The sequence below is a fragment of the Affinundibacterium macrobrachii genome (genome assembly GCF_014652415.1).
Lineage (GTDB): Bacteria > Pseudomonadota > Gammaproteobacteria > Burkholderiales > Burkholderiaceae_D > Undibacterium > Undibacterium macrobrachii.
In genome coordinates, this window is the sequence record NZ_BMYT01000002.1 from 85,928 (window position 1) to 103,889 (window position 17,962).

Annotated in this window: 13 protein-coding genes; 4 read left to right on the forward strand and 9 right to left on the reverse strand. The window is 46.2% G+C overall.

Annotation, left to right across the window (positions count from 1 at the left end):
* Positions 1–200: 200 nt before the first annotated feature.
* Positions 201–1,022, reverse strand: a complete 822-nt coding sequence (locus IE103_RS06235; RefSeq protein WP_189345195.1) for a D-hexose-6-phosphate mutarotase — start codon at positions 1,020–1,022, stop codon at positions 201–203.
* Between the two features lie 309 nt (positions 1,023–1,331).
* Here IE103_RS06235 and IE103_RS06240 point away from each other — a divergent pair, with 309 nt between their 5' ends.
* Positions 1,332–2,585: a head GIN domain-containing protein gene (locus tag IE103_RS06240; RefSeq protein ID WP_189345196.1), complete on the forward strand. Its 1,254-nt coding sequence runs from the start codon at positions 1,332–1,334 to the stop codon at positions 2,583–2,585.
* Positions 2,586–2,746: 161 nt separating this feature from the next.
* Here the strand turns inward: IE103_RS06240 and IE103_RS06245 are convergent, their stop codons facing one another.
* Positions 2,747–3,151 (reverse strand): hypothetical protein, encoded by a 405-nt coding sequence (locus tag IE103_RS06245; protein ID WP_189345197.1) that lies wholly within the window; start codon positions 3,149–3,151, stop codon positions 2,747–2,749.
* Positions 3,151–4,155 (reverse strand): TraB/GumN family protein, encoded by a 1,005-nt coding sequence (locus IE103_RS06250; RefSeq protein ID WP_189345198.1) that lies wholly within the window; start codon positions 4,153–4,155, stop codon positions 3,151–3,153. The genes IE103_RS06245 and IE103_RS06250 overlap by 1 nt, the downstream gene beginning before the upstream one ends.
* A 592-nt stretch (positions 4,156–4,747) precedes the next feature.
* On the opposite strand from IE103_RS06250, the gene IE103_RS06255 reads away from it, so the two are divergent.
* Positions 4,748–6,196 (forward strand): amino acid permease, encoded by a 1,449-nt coding sequence (locus tag IE103_RS06255; RefSeq protein WP_189345199.1) that lies wholly within the window; start codon positions 4,748–4,750, stop codon positions 6,194–6,196.
* 159 nt (positions 6,197–6,355) lie between these two features.
* Here the strand turns inward: IE103_RS06255 and IE103_RS06260 are convergent, their stop codons facing one another.
* From IE103_RS06260 to IE103_RS06285, 6 genes are all read right to left on the reverse strand, one after another.
* Entirely contained in the window at positions 6,356–6,961 is a 606-nt protein-coding gene (locus tag IE103_RS06260) for a response regulator transcription factor (RefSeq protein ID WP_189345200.1), read from the reverse strand.
* A gap of 2 nt (positions 6,962–6,963) precedes the next feature.
* Complete coding sequence (locus tag IE103_RS06265) at positions 6,964–8,112, reverse strand: sensor histidine kinase (RefSeq protein ID WP_189345201.1); 1,149 nt, start codon at positions 8,110–8,112, stop codon at positions 6,964–6,966.
* 165 nt (positions 8,113–8,277) lie between these two features.
* Complete coding sequence (xerC, locus tag IE103_RS06270) at positions 8,278–9,204, reverse strand: tyrosine recombinase XerC (protein WP_189345202.1); 927 nt, start codon at positions 9,202–9,204, stop codon at positions 8,278–8,280.
* 18 nt (positions 9,205–9,222) lie between these two features.
* A complete protein-coding gene (locus IE103_RS06275) occupies positions 9,223–9,882 on the reverse strand; it encodes a DUF484 family protein (protein WP_189345203.1) in 660 nt (219 codons plus the stop codon).
* An 85-nt stretch (positions 9,883–9,967) separates the two neighbouring features.
* Positions 9,968–10,837, reverse strand: a complete 870-nt coding sequence (dapF, locus tag IE103_RS06280; RefSeq protein WP_189345204.1) for a diaminopimelate epimerase — start codon at positions 10,835–10,837, stop codon at positions 9,968–9,970.
* Positions 10,838–10,863: 26 nt separating this feature from the next.
* A complete protein-coding gene (locus IE103_RS06285; RefSeq protein WP_189345205.1) occupies positions 10,864–13,221 on the reverse strand; it encodes a methyl-accepting chemotaxis protein in 2,358 nt (785 codons plus the stop codon).
* A gap of 506 nt (positions 13,222–13,727) precedes the next feature.
* Here IE103_RS06285 and IE103_RS06290 point away from each other — a divergent pair.
* Positions 13,728–17,333, forward strand: coding sequence for an indolepyruvate ferredoxin oxidoreductase family protein (locus tag IE103_RS06290; protein WP_189345206.1), 3,606 nt, complete (start codon positions 13,728–13,730; stop codon positions 17,331–17,333).
* 164 nt (positions 17,334–17,497) lie between these two features.
* Positions 17,498–17,878 carry a DUF423 domain-containing protein gene (locus IE103_RS06295; RefSeq protein WP_189345207.1) on the forward strand — a complete coding sequence of 127 codons (381 nt, stop codon included), beginning with the start codon at positions 17,498–17,500 and terminating at the stop codon, positions 17,876–17,878.
* Positions 17,879–17,962: the final 84 nt, after the last annotated feature.

The window sequence follows — 17,962 nt, forward strand, 5'->3', positions numbered from 1 at the left end:
GATCCAATATAAGATAAAAGAAAATTAAGAATTTGGCCTTTTCGCAAGGCACTCATGCATAAAGCACTTTATTGATTCACACTATTTCTGCACATCTAGTTCCAATATCTAGCTTCAAAAACTAGCTCTAACCAATAGCTTACTGTGCACACAATCGTAAAATTGAATCACTAAGATGGGTGCCGACGGCACCCATGCATTTATTTAGCCCGCACACTCATCAATTGCATACCGGTCCAAATTTGATCTGGTGCCAAGACGATGGGTTTCACAATTGATGCTGCCTCGACGCAAATCATTCGCTGATAAGCATCCGCTTCTAAATCACCAATTTGTGCAGTCTTTTCTACCCATGGATTCCACACCACGGCGTCCGTAAATCCTGATTGCCGTATTTGTACCAACTGATGAGGCTGTTCGATCTCAACATCCGCAACCAAATCGGTATAAATGCGGTCGGTCTCAGCAGCGATAGTGAGCACTTCCTCGACTTGGGTGCAGCCATCGACATTTGTGACCGTATCTCGGTACGACAATCCTTGCAGACCATGGATGCGGGTTGTGTTGATATTGTCGACTTGAAAATAGGTATGTAAGGCACTTTGAAATTGCAAAGTCGTCTCGCCCAGATTCTCAACCGAGAAATCTAACTGTAAGCTTTGCTCGGCAACGGTCACGATCAGCTCGGCACGAAAGGCATGTGGCCAGATCGCTAAACTAGCCGCGCTATGTTTTAGTTCGAAAACTGCCTGTGCCGCCCCTTGCTCGATCTGCCCAGTACGAATCAATTGCCAATTGGCAGTGCGCGCAAAGCCATGTTTAGGCAGCGAGCCCAGATTAGAAAATTGCGGGAACACAATCGGCACACCACCACGAATCGCCACGCCTTCACCAAATTCGGACTTGTTACTCAAAAATAACTGTTCCTGACCATTGGCAGGAATCCACGAGCACACATGCGCACCATGCGTGACTATTTCTGCGCTGGCGCCATCTCTGGCTTGAAGTCGAATCTTTTCCATGAAGTACAAACTTTCTGCTAAAACAGCGGTGATGATTAACCTACCTAATCGAGTCGCAACAAACTACAGCGAACTCTAGTGAATCAAGGTGAGGGCGTATTTTATCGTTTTTGGCGTGCTCACTTATCGCTTATTTTCAACTTACCAGTCGCAAATCTGGACTTCATTTCGCCCGTATTTGACCATTGGAGCCATGAATTTTGCATTCTGTCGTTAACTGCCAGCAGCAGCTTCATGCTTCCAGTAAACTTCAAACATCGAAATTCCATTGAATTTTCAACTTAGTTTCTACATCAATCGGGGGCGGATATGTTTAAGAAAATCGGTATCGCGGCAGCAGTCGCATCAACCATGTTAATCAGCTTGAGTGCTTGCGAAATCAGTATTAATGACGACAGCGTCAAAGGCAGCGGTAATATCATCAACGAAAAACGCGATGCCTCTAGCTTTGACAGTATCAGCAATCACTCTCCGTTCGATATCGAATTAGTCGTCGATGGTAAAAATAGCGTTGAAGTGGAAGGCGACGACAACTTTGTCAAAGAAGTCGAAACCGTGGTTGAAGGTAATACCTTGGTCATTCGCAATAAGAAAAAAGGACGCTTCCATTTTGCTTGGAAAAATTCGCCAACCACAGTTAAAGTTAGCACGACTGCTCTAGTCAAAGTGCTCAACACTGGCAGTGGTGACATGCGTTTAAGTCAAATCAAAAATGAAAAACTAGAAATCATTAGCGAAGGACCTGGCGATATACAAGTATCAGGTTCCAGCAATGAATTGAACTTCCATGCTAGCGGCAGTGGCGATATCAGCTTACGTCAACTCAATACGAAGAAAGTGACTTTAGAAATGAGTGGCCCTGGAGACACCGAGTTTGGTGAAGTCTCACAAAGCTTGCATGCCAAGTTAAGTGGCAGCGGTGATTTAAATGTCGCCAAGCTACAAAGCGAACAAACCACGATCTCTATTTCTGGTCCAAGCAATGTGAATCTACGTGGCGTGACGAAAAATCTCGATATCGATATGTCCGGCTCGGGGGATTTATCGATCGATGAAGTGCAAGCCGAAAAAGCCAACATTGAAATGTCTGGCCCTGGCGAATTGAGCCTGTCCGGCGAAGCTAAATCCTTAAAATTAAGAGCAAGTGGCTCTGGCAACGTTGATGCTTTACGTTTGAAAGTTGGCGATGCTGATATCCGTAACTCCGGCCCCGCCGATTTGCAATTTAAAAGTATGAGCGGTAACGTGATTATCGATGCGTCTGGTTCAGGCAATATTGAAGCAGACTTATCTTCTGCCAACCAAGTTGAAATTAGCTCGGATGGCCCAGGCAACATCACCTTGCACGGTACAGCAAAAAAATTAATTGCGAATCTAAACGGCTCCGGTGACTTGCATGCAAGTGAATTATTGCTTGAACATGCTTCTGTCAAAGTGAATGGTCCAGGCGAAGCGGCAGTGAATGTTAAAGCTGCTGGTACGCTTTCAGCACAACCAAGTACGATTAAAAACGGCTCACGTCTAGTGACGATTGATAGAAATGGCGTTGTGCGACAAGATTAAAACTGGCGATCTCAAAAGAAAAAGCCATGCGTCCTAAAAACGCATGGCTTTTTCTTTTATTCATGGCTAATAAAACAAAGCAGGAGGTGAAGGCCGCTCGTCAACAAATCTGCTTTTCGCCAATGGGCTCTTGCGGCAATCCTTACTTCAAACTAATCAAGCTATTTCAGAATTCGATAAGCGTGTTTCAACACCAATCGACTACTTGCAATCAAAGGATTTAATCCCATCAGCAAGGGCAACAAAACATGCTGCGGGAGTAACCAAATCTGGCCTTTTGGTGCGCTAGCTTTACTGATTGCAAGAATCACTGGCGTCACCCACTGTGCCTCAGGCGTCACATCTAACAATACGTCACCATCTGCATTAGTATGAAAATAAATTTCACCACCGTGAGACAAGCTCAAACAAATGCCTTGCCCTTGACTTATCGGTGAAGCATTTTGCCCCAACAGCTTTTGTAACTCTTGGTTGTTGAGTTCCATCCATCCTTCTAATTCTGCTGGAGATTCCAACATCACCCATGGATGTTCGATTGGCGTTTGAATTTCTTCTGTGGACTTCATTAACGTATCTGCTTCACCTGTAGACCTTGCTGCTGCAACAGCGCAAGTAAGTTATTTTCTCCGGCTAAATGACCAGATCCCATCACGATAAATAGCTTCTTACCAGCCAACATCAAGTCTTGAATCTTTTTTGCCATCGCTGGATTTCTGTCATCCATCAATTTCTGCGTGATTTTTTTTGAGCCAATATCACGATTACTCGCGTCGAGATTAATTTGGGCAAGCTTATCGGCATCTCCGGCTAACCACGCCTCACTCATACGATTAAATTCTCTACTGATATCGCCGTTCTTAAACGAGTTCAGCGTATTAATTAAGATTGCATCGCCTTCTTCATCAGTTAAGCTAGCCAAAACATCCGCTTGGTAATGCACACTATCAAGCTCTATTAAATTTTTCTTATCTTTTTTTGCTGCCGTAATGAAATGACGGTCTAGTACGTGCGCGGGATCATAACCAAGCTGCATTCCTGCACTCACGGTTAGCCCCATCGCCACTAGCACTGGCTTATAAAACTGAAACTGTTGCAAAGATTCTGCCGCCATTTCCCCCAATGTCATCCAAGTACTCGGCGTTAAATGGTTTTGCAATTTATCACCAACGCCATAACTCAATTTGCCAATCACCGAACGATTTGATGACTCATCCGAGGTATCGGTCTCAACCACCACCGTATTTGCCTGTGCATAAGCTTTACGGACTGGGGCGGAGAGAGGATAGAAATTTGCCTTAGCAATATGAATCGTGCCATATAGATAGGCAACTACCGGTTTGCTGGCATTTTTGGATGAGGCAGTCGTTTGTTGCGGATCTTGTGGCAAGCGAATCTCATACAGCAAACCCGTGACCTTTTGCGATGCAGGCGAGGGCGGTCTGGCTTTTTTGACCGCTTCCTTGTTTTGCAGAGGTTCAGCGCTAGCAATGTAAGCTACACCAAATTGCGCTACAGCAATCAAGCTAAGCATCAGCTTCGCTGGCATCAAACGAAAATTCTGATATGACATGATGTATCCAAATAGAAATAGATTGGATGGCAAGCAAGGGCATGCCATTGGGAGCGCTAGCGAATATACACTAATTCATCTTTCGATAAAGCAAGAACACCGGACCAATCTGATTAACGGTGGTTTTTCCGCTGCCTGTGGAATTTCTCTATTCGAGTAATGAAAATATGTGCTGAAAATGAATGCTGAAAGTTCAAAGCTCAATTTGGCTTGATTCGCAATTCAGTAAGGGAATATCGAAATGCGCTTAGGCGGTTCATTTTTGGCATACTATTTCACTACGGAAATTTATCGGTTCTCAGGGAACTAAAATTCAGCGAATCAATCGAAGACGCGCGTCAAATAAAGCGTCGCAGTCCTCGGTAGCCGCCCTACCACAATTCAGGACTATGTTGCTATGCAATGAAGAAATTTTGTCTGAAACATGCGCATAACGTGTTTTTTAGCGGATTTACTCTTTACTGTTTAGCTATAAATCGCTTATGTTACGCAAGTTTCACAAAACAGATCCCTTTTGCCATTTTTTCACTTTGAAAGCCGTGGCACGCGGGAATAAGAAATTCAATTATCGTATTTGCCTTAAGGAAACACTATGCTTTTTGATCGCGTAAAGTCGCTGGACCAGATTCTGGAATCCGCAGAAAAGAAAGGTCTAAAACGCCAGCTAGGCTGGTTTGACCTGATGATGCTTGGCGTTGGTGCCATCATCGGTACAGGTATTTTTGTTTTGACATCTGTTGCTGCGAATAAAGCAGGCCCGGGCATGATGTATAGCTTCGTTATCGCAGGTTTTGTTTGCGCATTGACTGCTTTAATTTATGCAGAAATCGCTGCGATGGTGCCTGTTTCAGGATCGGCATATACCTATTCTTACGCGGTCTTGGGCGAATTGGTTGCTTGGATTGTCGGCTGGTCTTTGATCCTCGAATACGCGATTGCTGCTGGTGCGGTTGCGGTTGGTTGGTCTGGCTACGCAAACGGTTTCTTGCATTCTATCGGTGCAGGTCTGCCATTGGCATTAACTGCGGGCCCTGGTGATACGATCACTTTGCCTGACGGCACAACTGGCCACGGCGCATTCAACTTGATCGCTTTCTTGATTTCCTTGTTAGTGACTTGGTTGTTAGTAATTGGTACTTCAAAAAGCGCAAAAGTAACTTCTATTTTGGTTGTCATCAAAATCGCAGCCTTGGCGACTTTCGTTGTATTGGCATTGCCAGCAGTACAAGCAGCGAACTTCGAACCAATGTTACCAAATGGCTGGGGCACACCATTATCAGGCGTTGGTGTATTGGGCGCATCTGCTTCTATCTTCTTTGCTTATGTTGGTTTCGACGCGGTTTCTACAGCAGCGGAAGAAACAAAAAATCCTAACGTCAATTTACCAATTGGTTTGATTGGCTCACTCGGTATTTGTACTGTGTTCTATTTGTTGGTTGCTTATGCAGCAGTTGGTGCAGTTGGTGCGCAACCAAATGGTGCTTTATCTCAATCAAAAGAACCATTGGCTTTCATCTTGCGCGAATTAGGCTACCCATTGATTGGTGATATGGTTGGTATCGCAGCGATCTTGGCATTGCCTTCCGTTATCTTGATGATGATCTTTGGTCAAACACGTATTTTGTTCACCATGGCACGCGATGGTTTGATGCCAAAAGCATTTACAGCGGTTCATGAGCGTTACCATACACCACACATCGTGACGATCGTAACAGGTGTTTTTGTATCCTTGTTCGCAGCGATGTTCCCAGTCAGTATGTTGGCGGATATTTCTAACTCTGGTACTTTGTTCGCGTTCTTCATCGTTGCTTTGGGTGTGATGATTTTGCGTGTAACACAACCAAACCGTCCACGTCCATTTAAGACACCATTTATCTGGGTAGTTGGTCCATTGGCGTTAGCAGGTTGCGCATTGTTATTCGTGAGTTTGGGTTGGAATCCAACGATCAAGTACTTCACTATCTGGGCAGTAATTGGTCTGGTGGTTTACTTCGCCTTTGCACGTAGAAATAGTGTGATGGGCCAAGCAGAACAGAAGTAACTCCTAGAGTAGGCTGCAATACAGCATGAAAAAAGCGACGCAAATGCGTCGCTTTTTTTTCGTCGTTTTACGTCGTTTTACGTAGTTTCGTTCAGTTAATGCAAAGTGTCGCTATCAAAAAAATCGTTTCGAATCGTTTTAATTTCGCGGTAGCTAAGCTTATAACCATCCCTCGTCGCGTGCTAGTCGGTATGCTTCAACCCGATTTTTCGCCTGCAATTTACTAATCGATTCGGACAAATAATTACGCACCGTCCCTTCCGACAAATGCATCAACTTTGCAATTTCTGCACTGCTCGAACCAGTACCTGCTAAACGTAATACTTGGCGTTCGCGCTCAGTGAGCGGGTCTTGTTGGCCGCCCCAACTCTCCAACGCTAACTCCGGCGCAATCGCGCGACCACCTGCGTGCACGGTGCGTATCGCCTTTGCCAAATCTTCTGCTGGTGCATCCTTGAGCATATAACCGCGCACGCCACTCGCCATCGCACGACGTAAATAGCCAGCACGCGCGAAGGTGGTTAATACAATCACTTTCGAAGCCAATTTTAATTCAGCGATCTCGGCAGCAAGTTCTAAGCCTGTCATCAAGGGCATTTCTATATCGGTAATCACCACATCAGGCTGCAATCGCTGACACATTTCCAGTGCTTCTTTTCCGTTTTTCGCTTGCCCTAAAACATCGATATCCCCTTCAAGCTTCAACAAAGCGACCAAAGCGCCAGATACCAATACCTGATCTTCTGCCAAAATAATTTTAATCATACCTATTCATTTCCTGATTTTAGTGGAAGCACAATATCGATTGCGACCCCTTGTTGACAGCTAGTTTGTAATTGACCGCCGAGCGCTCTAACACGTTCGCTCATACCATTTAGTCCATTTCCTTTTTCAAGCTTAGGGATATCGGTAAGCCCCTCGAAACCATTATCAGAAAGATGGAAATACACATGCTCATCGTCACTATGAAGCCGCAAATAACAAACCGTTGCTTGTGAGTGTCGGATGATATTGGTGATCGCCTCACGTAAGGCTAAAGCAATCACATTCTCGACTGCAGCGGGTAAAACTTTGATCTCTGATCCGACATCAAACTCAGCTTCAAGCTCAGTAATGAATCTCACTTGAGCAGAATCTAAGGTATTGCGCGCACCGCGCAATTCATGCGCTAAACCCGTATCACGATAACCGAGCACGGCAGCGCGCACTTCAGCTAAAGCCTCACGCGCGGTTTGTTCGATCTCGACGATTTCTTTTTGACAGGCATTCTGATCACGCCCAAATAACTTACGCGCGAGTTCTGCTTTCAAAGTAATCACCGACAAAGTATGTCCAAGCAAATCATGCAAATCACGTGCAATCCGCTCACGCTCTGCCAGTCGCGCCAGATGTTCGATCTCTTCTTGCTTGCGAAATAATTTAGCGTTGGCGCGTTCAAGTCGCTCGCCAATAATCGCACCAATCGTACTAGGAATACTAAAGATCAAAGCTGGCACCCAAAACGGGGCGCTAAATTGAAACACATAACTGCAAATTGCAACAAACGTCCAAACGATCGCTAATGCCAAATAGGCTTGCCGTGGATCGCGTTGAAATCGTGAACACATCGCGGCGGCGAAGATAACGAAGGTCGAACCACCAGGATTAAACTTTGCCCATAACAATCCAAAACTACAGGTAATCACAATGCAGACAGCGGCACGCCAATCGTGCACCCAAAAACTGTACAAATAGATCGGCAAGAAAGCCAAAATACTCAATGCAATCAAACTCAGTTCAAGCACACTGGGCGTTACATAAACATATTTCCAAGCAAAAAATACAAACGACGATAACCAGAAATAGGGCGCTTTGCCATAACGAGCAGGTATCCACTCTCTGTGCCATAAGGCATTTAACTGCATAGAAAGTGACATGATTCTCCTTTGATTTTGTTCTTCGATGCCATTCGTAATGGCTACACATCGCCTGTTTAGAAACACACCGCACCTCAGCATAATGCAGCAATTTTAAGATTTTTCTTAGAGCATTTTGCCATTACATTTACCTGACATTTGTCATGCCAGCAGATGCAAGACAAATCATTTTTTTGCCCGTGGATGGGTGGCGTCATACACCTGCGCGAGATGTTGAAAGTCTAATGCGGTATATACCTGTGTTGCAGCAATCGAGCTATGACCTAGCATCTCTTGAACCGCGCGCAGATCACCAGAAGATTGCAATACATGCGAGGCAAAAGAATGGCGCAACACATGCGGATGCACGTCAGCAGGAATACCGATTGCTTGCGCATGGGCTTTTAAGCGTAATTGCACTGATCGCACTGAAATACGATTGCCGCGTTCATTCAAAAACAGTGCTGCGGCTTCTAGCTTCACTAATGTGGGACGAATCGCCAACCAATCTCGCAGCGCGCCCAACGCAGCTCGACCAACAGGAACGATGCGTTGCTTATTTCCTTTTCCCGTCACATGCACTTCCGCTTGCGCTAAATCGACCCAGCCTAAACTGGTATAGCGTGCATCACTAAAGTCGCGCACATCGAGGCTCACTAACTCAGACACACGCAAACCGCTTGAGTACAATAGCTCAAACATCGCTCGATTCGCTAAAGGTGTCGCTTCGTCACTACCATGATGGGAAACCAATTGAACCGCATCGTCTGCGCCCAAGGCTTTCGGCAAAGACTTGGCTTTTTTAGGCGCTTTAATGCCCTCGACAGGATTCGCTGGCAGCGCAGTTTGTTCTGCCAACCAACGATAAAAACCACGCCAACTAGATAATTTACGTGCGATGCTACGCGGATTGAGTTGCTGTGCGTGGAGTTGTGAAGTGAGTCGACGAATATCAAAATACGTCAAACTATCCAAGCTTTTTTGTCCAGCAAATTGCTGTAGCTCGGCTAAATCTAAAGAATACGCCTGAATTGAGTGTTCAGACAATTGACGTTGGTGACGCAGAACATCAAGATAAGTGGCTATCCAGTCGCCCTGCGTTGTTGTCGTCATCGTCAACCTATGTAAATGCTAGGCGTCTATCATGCATAACAATGCTGCACTCGAAGTATCAGCAATTTTTGACAAGAAATCGGTTGCCATGTCTTTGGTAAAACGCGCAGGATCAGGCGAACCAAGTACCAATAAGCCAAAACAAGCGTCATCCAAACTCAAGCGCAAAGGCAACATCGCAATTGAAGCCACCGCTTGATCAGATTCTATCCATGCAGCCGCTTCAAAATCATTATTCGCACCGCAAAATGGAGTACGCAAACCTTTCGCGAAAAGCTGGACATCTTCTGTCGTTGGTGCAGCAAACCAAGTGTGTGTGAAATCTGGCGCAACATTCCATAAACGCAAAGTAGCGTGTGGCAAATCAAAAATCTCTTGCAGACTGCGCGTCAAAATATAAGGTAAGTCGACGTCATTTCGTGCTAACAATAATTCGCGCGTCCATTGCTGAAAACGATCCGTAATCACATCATTGTCTTGTGCGACTCGCATCAGGTCAGACAAACGCAATTCCATGACTTTTAATTTTTCACGCACGATTTCCATTTGCCGCTCTTGCAAAGAAATCGTGCGTCCCATCACCGGACTAGTCAATTTAATCTGCGCCAGCAGTTCAGCATGTTCTTCAAAAAAATGGGGATGCTGACTTAGGTATTCAGCGATATCGTTGCTATTCATTGTGTGCTTACTCTATTCTTAATTCAGTTCTTAATTCAATTTTTAAATTTGATTTTGCAATTCGTCATTTGATTTTTATCGAAACTCAACTATTAGCACTGTCAGGAATTTCAATCTCGCCCTCAAAAACTGCCACCGCGGGTCCGCTCAAATAGACGGCTTGTCCTTCGCCAGCCCATGCAATTTGCAAATCACCGCCACGCATCGCCACCTCAACCGGGCTTTGTAACACGCCACGCCGTATTCCTGCGACAACCGCGGCACAAGCTCCTGTGCCGCAGGCCAAAGTTTCACCCGTACCACGTTCATAGACACGCAATTTCACATGATGTGTATCGCACACTTGCATGAAGCCCGCATTAACTCTTTTGGTGAATAATGGGTGGCGTTCTATCACTGGGCCTTCAAATGCCACCGGATGAAGTGCGACATCGTCGACGATTTGTACCGCATGTGGATTACCCATAGAAACACAAGAAACCTCCACCACATGATCGGCTAAAGGCAGCATATACAAGGTATCGTTTGCTTGCTGGCGATTCGCTAAACCCTCTGCGTCAAAATCAGAATCCATTGGTGCAAAACTCGGCACGCCCATATTCACGGTGATTCTGCCATCCGCAGCGATTTCTGGTTCGATGACGCCAGACTTGGTGAGTACGCGAATTTTTGACTTGTTCGTCAAACCTTTGTCCACCACAAAACGGACAAAAGCACGTGAGCCATTGCCACATTGTTCGACTTCACCGCCATCGGCATTAAAGATGCGATAACGAAAATCAAGATCGGCACTGGGTGCCGCTTCGACCACAAGAATTTGATCTGCGCCGATACCAAAACGACGATCGGCAAGCGCGCGCCATTGTTCAGTTGAAAATTGAATCGATTGATTGATGGCGTCAATCACAATAAAGTCATTGCCGGCACCATGCATTTTTGTAAATTGGAGTTTCATCCTGTGATTATAACGTGTGTTCTCACTTAGACTGACTTATACACACCACATCCGACCACGATATCGTCGCTAATTCGTTCGATGTAAGAAGTTTTAATCTCGACGCGCTTCAATAGCGGATTTTCGATAGCGTAATCAACCCAGCCGCCTTTTTCAGGTAGATCAAAGGCATCTGCCACCAATTTTCGCCCATCCAAACCGGGCACATTAAACAAATTCACCTCTAATTTTGCGGCATTGCCAGCAAAAGCCCGATATTGTCCACGACGATCAAAAGCGAACACGTACATATCGCGATCAGCAAACATCTTGTGCGGATCGCGCGTAATGTAATCCAACAAATCCATGCCTTGTGTTTTGAATAGACTCATCGCCTTTTTGACTAAACTATGTGCTTCATCAGCAGTACCTTGACGTAGCTTGAACGCTGCAACAACGGTGGTTAGCTTTTCTGCACGCAAGCCAAGTTCGGCAGAGGCTGATTTTGCGTTATCCACCATCGCGCTATTGCTCTTGGTAATTTCATCGAGCTCATGAACCGCTTGTGAAATATGAATCAAACTTTGGCTTTGTTCTATCGATGCGGTTGAAATGGCTTTGATATCAGTTGCCAAACTACGAATACCGGCCACGATTTCCGATAAAGTCGTGTTGACTTCGTGAATTTGCTTCACGCCTGTCTCCACCCTTTGCACCGAATCATCAATCAAATTACGAATTTGCCGAGCAGAATCTGCGGTGCGCTGGGCTAATCCCCGCACCTCATTCGCAACCACCGCGAAACCACGCCCTTGCTCGCCAGCGTGCGCTGCTTCAACCGCGGCATTCAAAGCTAGGATGTCGGTTTGAAATGCAATTTTATCGATCATACTCACGATCTCATGCACTTTGATCGAACTCGCATGGATGCCCTGCATAGTATCGACCGCTGCACGCATGGTTTCATTACTCGATTCAGCAATCAAACGCACATTCGATGCTAAGTTATCGACCGATTGCGCATTGGCGGCATTATTCTTGACGGTTTCGCTGAGCGTTCCCATATTGCTCGCGGTATCGACAAGGCTATTAGCTTGTTGCTCAGTTCGAATCGCCATACGACCGATGTCTTCAGACAATTCTTTGCCTAGCTCTAGCACCATACTGGCATTGGTACGAACGTTGGCGACCAGTGCGGACAAATTGAAATTCGCCTTATCAATCGCAAGCGCGGTCTTCGATAATTCGTCACTACCTTCTAGTTTCGTCGTTGTGGTTAAGTCGCCCGACGCGACCACCTCTGCCGCATGCTCTAAGTCCTTCACCGCATGGATCAAATTCAAATAGAAACCAAACGACAAGTAAATCGTCGCGAAACTCATGCCCAACAAAACAACAAGCAACAAGTAAACAAACCAGCGCAAAGACTTAGCACGCTCGTGTAATAAATCGGATAAACGCTTTTGTAGCTCGACTTGTAAAACATCATTTTTCGTCACTGCCACTTGCGCTTGCGTGCGTATCTCGTTGGCTAGATTGGCCGCTATTTGCTCACCACTTATTTTTTGCAAAGATGCCAAAAGTTGTTGATTCGCTTGTTGCACCTCATTGAAAGAAGATGGAGCTGCATCGGCACTTTGCGACCATGTAAGGTGCATAGACTGACTAACCGCAGACGCGATTTGCAATTGCTCTCTTAGCAAAGATAATTGCGCTATTGATATGGAAGACTTACTTAAGTCCGGCACACCATCCTGCGTGCTGTCCTGTATCGTTTGACTTGCTGACATCGCTATTTTAGATAGCAGCACATTCAACGCGGTTAGTTTGTTCAAGGCTAAATCTGCCAATGAATAGGCCGTAGCATCCGCATCTTGCAACAAGCCACTTTTCTGTACTGCACTGTTAGAAAAAACCAACAGATTTGTTTCTAATTGGTCTAGATTTTGCCTTGCTTGCGAATCGAGGGGGTATTTTTGATTCGAGAATTCACTGGCCAAGCTCGACAGCAAACTGCTTAATTCTTGCGCTTCTGTGCGTAAGCGTCCGTGATCTTGCTGCGTTGATTGCTTCGATACCGTGGATAGCGTAGAGATATTCGCCAGCGCAACACGCAATTTTTCTTGATGTGAAGGATCTTGATTAGCGTTTCCAGCAGCACGGATTTGCTGCACGAAGCTGAGCGCTCGCCCACTTTGTTGCATTAGTTCAAGACCAGCTTGCCGCGTATCAACACTTTCCAGACCTTGCATCTGCGCAAGTAATACCGCGACGCCAAAACACAAGCTAATCAATAAAACACTTCCCAGCATTCCCAACAATTTGAAGCGCAAACTAAATTTGCTCATCAAATATAAACATGGGCGCATCAAAACGGACAGTAGAGATCGACGAGCAGATGGCATATTGGTTTCTTCCTCTCGCTAAGAAATGAAACTTCGTTCTACATTCTCGCAGATTTGTATAATTTTTCTAGTTAAATTAGCGCCAATGCGTACTAAAGAGCTTAGGAATATTACTTAGCTTAACATATCAACCAGTACACTTAGGTAAATTGTCTGCCATACTGTATCGGTCTTTTTGCTAGTGACTGTGCATGGGGAGCCAAAGTGACGCATGTTACTGTGCGAGCCTCAAAATAAATGTGCTTAATTGATCAACTTAATACCAAAGGTAATAAGCAAAGTATCAAACAAGGTATTAAGCAAATTAGTAAGCATATTTTGACAGTTCAAGCATCCAAAAAACTCTGCGCATCATCGTGTCAGCACGCTAGCTAACTCAGAAATTTCGCACAGATTTTTACAGATGTGTTTTCCTGCTTTGAGCGTATGATGTAGCCACAAGCTAGCAAGTTCCGCTCATGGCAAAGGCAAACCCAAGCCACACTAAAAAAGATTCCGGAGGCAGCATGAATTCACCAAATAAGAACGAGCAATCCGCAGTAGCGGATGCCGCAATCAACACCAATATCTCTCTCGACGACAAGTACACTTTAGAGCGTGGCCGTGCTTTTATGACCGGTACGCAAGCCTTGATTCGTTTGACCATGTTGCAACGCCAAGCCGATGAAAAAGCCGGTTTGAATACGGCTGGTTTCCTCACTGGCTATCGCGGTTCACCGCTCGGTGCGGTCGATATGACCGCTGCCAAAGCTAAAAAACATTTGGATAAGTACCACGTTAAATTCCACCCAGGCGTGAACGAAGATTTAGCTGCGACCTCGGTATGGGGTACGCAGCAAGTGAACTTGTTCCCCGGCGCCAAATACGATGGCGTGTTCGGCGTATGGTATGGCAAAGGTCCAGGCGTGGATCGTTGCGGTGACGTGTTTAAACATGCGAACTTGGCAGGCACTTCGCCACACGGTGGTGTATTGGTGATTGCGGGTGATGATCATGCAGCGAAATCCTCCACCGCCGCGCATCAAAGTGAACATATTTTGAAAGCATGCGGTATTCCAGTTTTATACCCATCATCAGTACAAGAATATCTCGACTACGGCCTGCACGGTATCGCGATGTCGCGTTACACCGGTTTGTGGGTCGCGATGAAATGCGTGACTGATATCGTTGAATCTGGTTGCGTGGTGGATATTGATCCTGATCGCGTCAAGCCAGTGATTCCAACCGATTTCGTGATGCCAGCCGACGGTGTACACATCCGCACACCTGATCCAATCTTGGCGCAAGAAACGCGCATGAATAATTACAAATGGTATGCGGCTTTAGCTTATGCGCGTGCCAACAAACTCAATCAAATTATCTGGGATAGCCCGAACGCGAAGATCGGTATTATCACCGCTGGTAAGTCTTACCTCGACACGCGTCAAGCCTTGGCTGATTTGGGCATTGATGAACAAGTCGCGAAAGACATCGGTATTCGTTTATACAAAATCGGTCTGACTTGGCCTTTAGAATCCGACGGTGTACGCGAATTTGCGACCGGTCTGGAAGAAATTTTGGTGGTTGAAGAAAAGCGTCAGATTCTCGAATACGCGCTGAAAGAAGAGTTGTACCACTGGGAAGAAGCAGCGCGCCCACGCGTGGTTGGTAAGTTTGATGACACCGGCGAATGGACCAATATTCAGGGCAGCGGTCACGGTGAATGGTTATTGCCAGCGACCTATGAACTGAGCCCTGCACAGATCGCGCATGCGATTGCTTCGCGTGTTAGTCGCTATTACGCTGGTCATCCTGTTGAGCAACAAATCAAAGAACGCGTCGCGTATTTAGAGGCGAAAGAAGCGGCCTTGAATTCTGTTTCTAAGCCAGATGCGAATAAAGATCGTATTCCGCATTTCTGTTCTGGCTGCCCACATAATACCTCGACCAAAGTACCAGAAGGTAGCCGCGCTTTAGCCGGTATCGGTTGTCACTACATGGTGACTTGGATGGACCGTGAATCGACGACATTCACCCACATGGGCGGCGAAGGCGTGACTTGGGTTGGTGCTGCGCCGTTCACCACCGAGAAGCATGTATTCTCGAACTTGGGTGATGGTACTTATTACCACTCAGGCTTGCTGGCGATCCGTGCAGCGGTATCCGGCAACGTGAATATCACTTATAAGATTTTGTTTAACGACGCAGTGGCGATGACCGGTGGTCAAGAATTTGATGGTCCACTCGATCCGGGCATGATTTCTCGTCAGATCGCAGCAGAAGGTGTGTCACCAATCATCGTCGTCACTGATGAGCCAGAAAAATATCCAGCAAATTATCCATGGGCAGCTGGCGTCACCGTGCGTCATCGTAGCGAACTCGATGCCGTGCAACGCGAATTACGCGAATGCAAAGGCGTGTCCGCGATGATTTACGATCAAACCTGTGCTTCAGAAAAACGTCGTCGCCGCAAAAAAATCGGCAAAGACGGTAAGCCAGGTTTCCCTGACCCAGCTAAACGCGCAGTGATCAATGAAGCCGTCTGTGAAGGTTGTGGCGATTGCGGCGTGCAATCAAATTGCTTATCTGTAGAACCGTTAGAAACCGAATTCGGTCGCAAACGTCAGATCAATCAATCTTCCTGCAACAAGGATTATTCTTGCGTGAATGGTTTCTGCCCAAGTTTTGTCACCGTCGAAGGCGGCAAATTGAAAAAGCCAGCGAAGACTAAGGTCGAAGCGGGTGGCGCATTTGACGTCAGCAGCTTGCCAGCACCAGTCTTGCCAAGCACAGCAACGCCGTATGGCGTGATCGTCACCGGCGTGGGTGGTACAGGCGTGATTACGATTGGCCAAATCATGGCGATGGCGGCGCATTTGCAAGGTAAATCTTGCTCTGTGTTGGACATGACAGGTTTGGCGCAAAAAGGCGGCGCGGTGATGTCGCACGTTCGTTTAGCGGACAAAGCCGAAGACATCCAGTCAACGCGTGTTGGTACCGGCATGGCTGATTTGGTCATCGGTTGCGATTTGATCGTGACCGCTGGTAAAGATGCTGTTTCTCGCATGGGCGAAGGCCGTACTCAAGGCGCGATCAACGCCAGCAGCAGCCCGACAGCAACCTTTATTAAGAATCCTAACTGGCAATTCCCAGCGGGTTCAGCGGAAGCCGAAATCCGTAAAGCTTGCGGTCAAGACCGTGTTGATATGGTCGATGCAACCACAATTGCGACTGCACTCATGGGCGACAGCATTGCAGCCAATATGTTCATGCTCGGTTACTCATGGCAAAAAAGCTGGGTGCCGTTGAGCGAAGCGGCTTTGATGCGTGCGATTGAATTGAATGGCGTGGCGATTGATTTCAACAAGCAAGCGTTCAACTGGGGTCGTATTGCAGCGAACGATTTAGCAGCAGTACAGCGCTTAACCACGCCAGCGCAAGTGATTGAACTAAAACGCGCACCAACATTGGACGACACCATCGCAAAACGCGTCGCGTTCTTGACGGATTACCAAAACACCGCATACGCGCAAATTTATAGCGATTTTGTGAATCAAGTCAAAGCCGCCGAAAGCAAAATAGTCGATGGCAAAGGCTTGCGTCTGACAGAAGCGGTAGCGAAGTATTTGTTCAAATTGATGGCTTACAAAGACGAATACGAAGTCGCGCGTTTGTACACCGATGGCAAATTCAAGCAAAAGATTACCGATATGTTTGAAGGCGACTACGCGATTAATTTCCACTTGGCTCCACCGTTATTCGCTAAACGCAATGAAAAAGGTGAATTGATCAAGCAACAATTTGGTCCATGGATGATGAAAGCGTTTGGTCTGTTGGCGAGTTTCAAGTCCTTACGTGGAACAGCATTGGATTTCTTTGGATACACCGAAGAACGTCGTATGGAACGTGCTTTACCAATCGAATACAAGCAATTGATCAATAAATTGTTACCGCAATTAAATGCTGACAATTTATCGAAAGCAGTAGCGATTGCAAGTATCCCTGAAGATATTCGTGGTTACGGACATGTGAAAGAACGTCATTTCAAATTAGCCAAAGAAAAAGAAGCGAAGCTGTTGGCAGAATTTGGGCGTACTTCAAATGCCGATACGCAAACGAAATCAGCAGCCTGAGCTAGAACAATGGAGTGACTGACGACATGTTAAAATTCTTCTTGAATCGCAGCTTTGTCTAATTCACTTTGCAGCAGAACGCAGCAGAAAAATGACCGGCTAGTCCGGTCATTTTTTTATCATGGTCGATCTCATTTACGATCTCATTTACGAAAGCAGCTCTTATGCAAGAACGCCATCTGATCGCATATGCATCCATCAATCTTTTTATCGCAATTGCGGCTGGCGCATTCGGCGCACATGGTTTGAAAGCGATACTCAGTGCCGACATGTTGAGCATTTGGCAGACCGCTGTGCAATATCAAATGTTGCACGGCTTAGCCTTATTGGCCTTGGCAAATCTATCCTCACGCTGGCAAGCCAAACCAATACGCCTAAGCGCAATTTGTATGCTGGTGGGCATTTTTCTGTTCAGTGGCAGTTTATATTTATTAGCTTTCACGGGAGTTCGGATACTCGGCGCAATTACCCCAATCGGTGGCGTCGCTTTCCTGGCGGGATGGGCAATTTTGCTGTGGGCAGCGTTCAAGCATCCATCAAAATAGGCAAGCTCACCACCTTACAAAATAATCAAACCCTATCGCAAGAAGATGGTGTGGCCTGCATAAGCGGTGTAAACTGCTTTGCTA

What these genes read in the sequence shown, in the direction of transcription:
- IE103_RS06275 (WP_189345203.1), bottom strand. Translation starts at nt 9,882, where the DNA reads ATGAATAGCAACGATATCGCTGAATACCTAAGTCAGCATCCCCATTTT.
- IE103_RS06265 (WP_189345201.1), bottom strand. Translation starts at nt 8,112, where the DNA reads ATGTCACTTTCTATGCAGTTAAATGCCTTATGGCACAGAGAGTGGATA.
- IE103_RS06260 (WP_189345200.1), bottom strand. Translation starts at nt 6,961, where the DNA reads ATGATTAAAATTATTTTGGCAGAAGATCAGGTATTGGTATCTGGCGCT.
- IE103_RS06235 (WP_189345195.1), bottom strand. Translation starts at nt 1,022, where the DNA reads ATGGAAAAGATTCGACTTCAAGCCAGAGATGGCGCCAGCGCAGAAATA.
- IE103_RS06255 (WP_189345199.1), top strand. Translation starts at nt 4,748, where the DNA reads ATGCTTTTTGATCGCGTAAAGTCGCTGGACCAGATTCTGGAATCCGCA.
- IE103_RS06290 (WP_189345206.1), top strand. Translation starts at nt 13,728, where the DNA reads ATGAATTCACCAAATAAGAACGAGCAATCCGCAGTAGCGGATGCCGCA.
- IE103_RS06295 (WP_189345207.1), top strand. Translation starts at nt 17,498, where the DNA reads ATGCAAGAACGCCATCTGATCGCATATGCATCCATCAATCTTTTTATC.
- IE103_RS06285 (WP_189345205.1), bottom strand. Translation starts at nt 13,221, where the DNA reads ATGCCATCTGCTCGTCGATCTCTACTGTCCGTTTTGATGCGCCCATGT.
- IE103_RS06250 (WP_189345198.1), bottom strand. Translation starts at nt 4,155, where the DNA reads ATGTCATATCAGAATTTTCGTTTGATGCCAGCGAAGCTGATGCTTAGC.
- IE103_RS06240 (WP_189345196.1), top strand. Translation starts at nt 1,332, where the DNA reads ATGTTTAAGAAAATCGGTATCGCGGCAGCAGTCGCATCAACCATGTTA.
- IE103_RS06245 (WP_189345197.1), bottom strand. Translation starts at nt 3,151, where the DNA reads ATGAAGTCCACAGAAGAAATTCAAACGCCAATCGAACATCCATGGGTG.
- dapF (WP_189345204.1), bottom strand. Translation starts at nt 10,837, where the DNA reads ATGAAACTCCAATTTACAAAAATGCATGGTGCCGGCAATGACTTTATT.
- xerC (WP_189345202.1), bottom strand. Translation starts at nt 9,204, where the DNA reads ATGACGACAACAACGCAGGGCGACTGGATAGCCACTTATCTTGATGTT.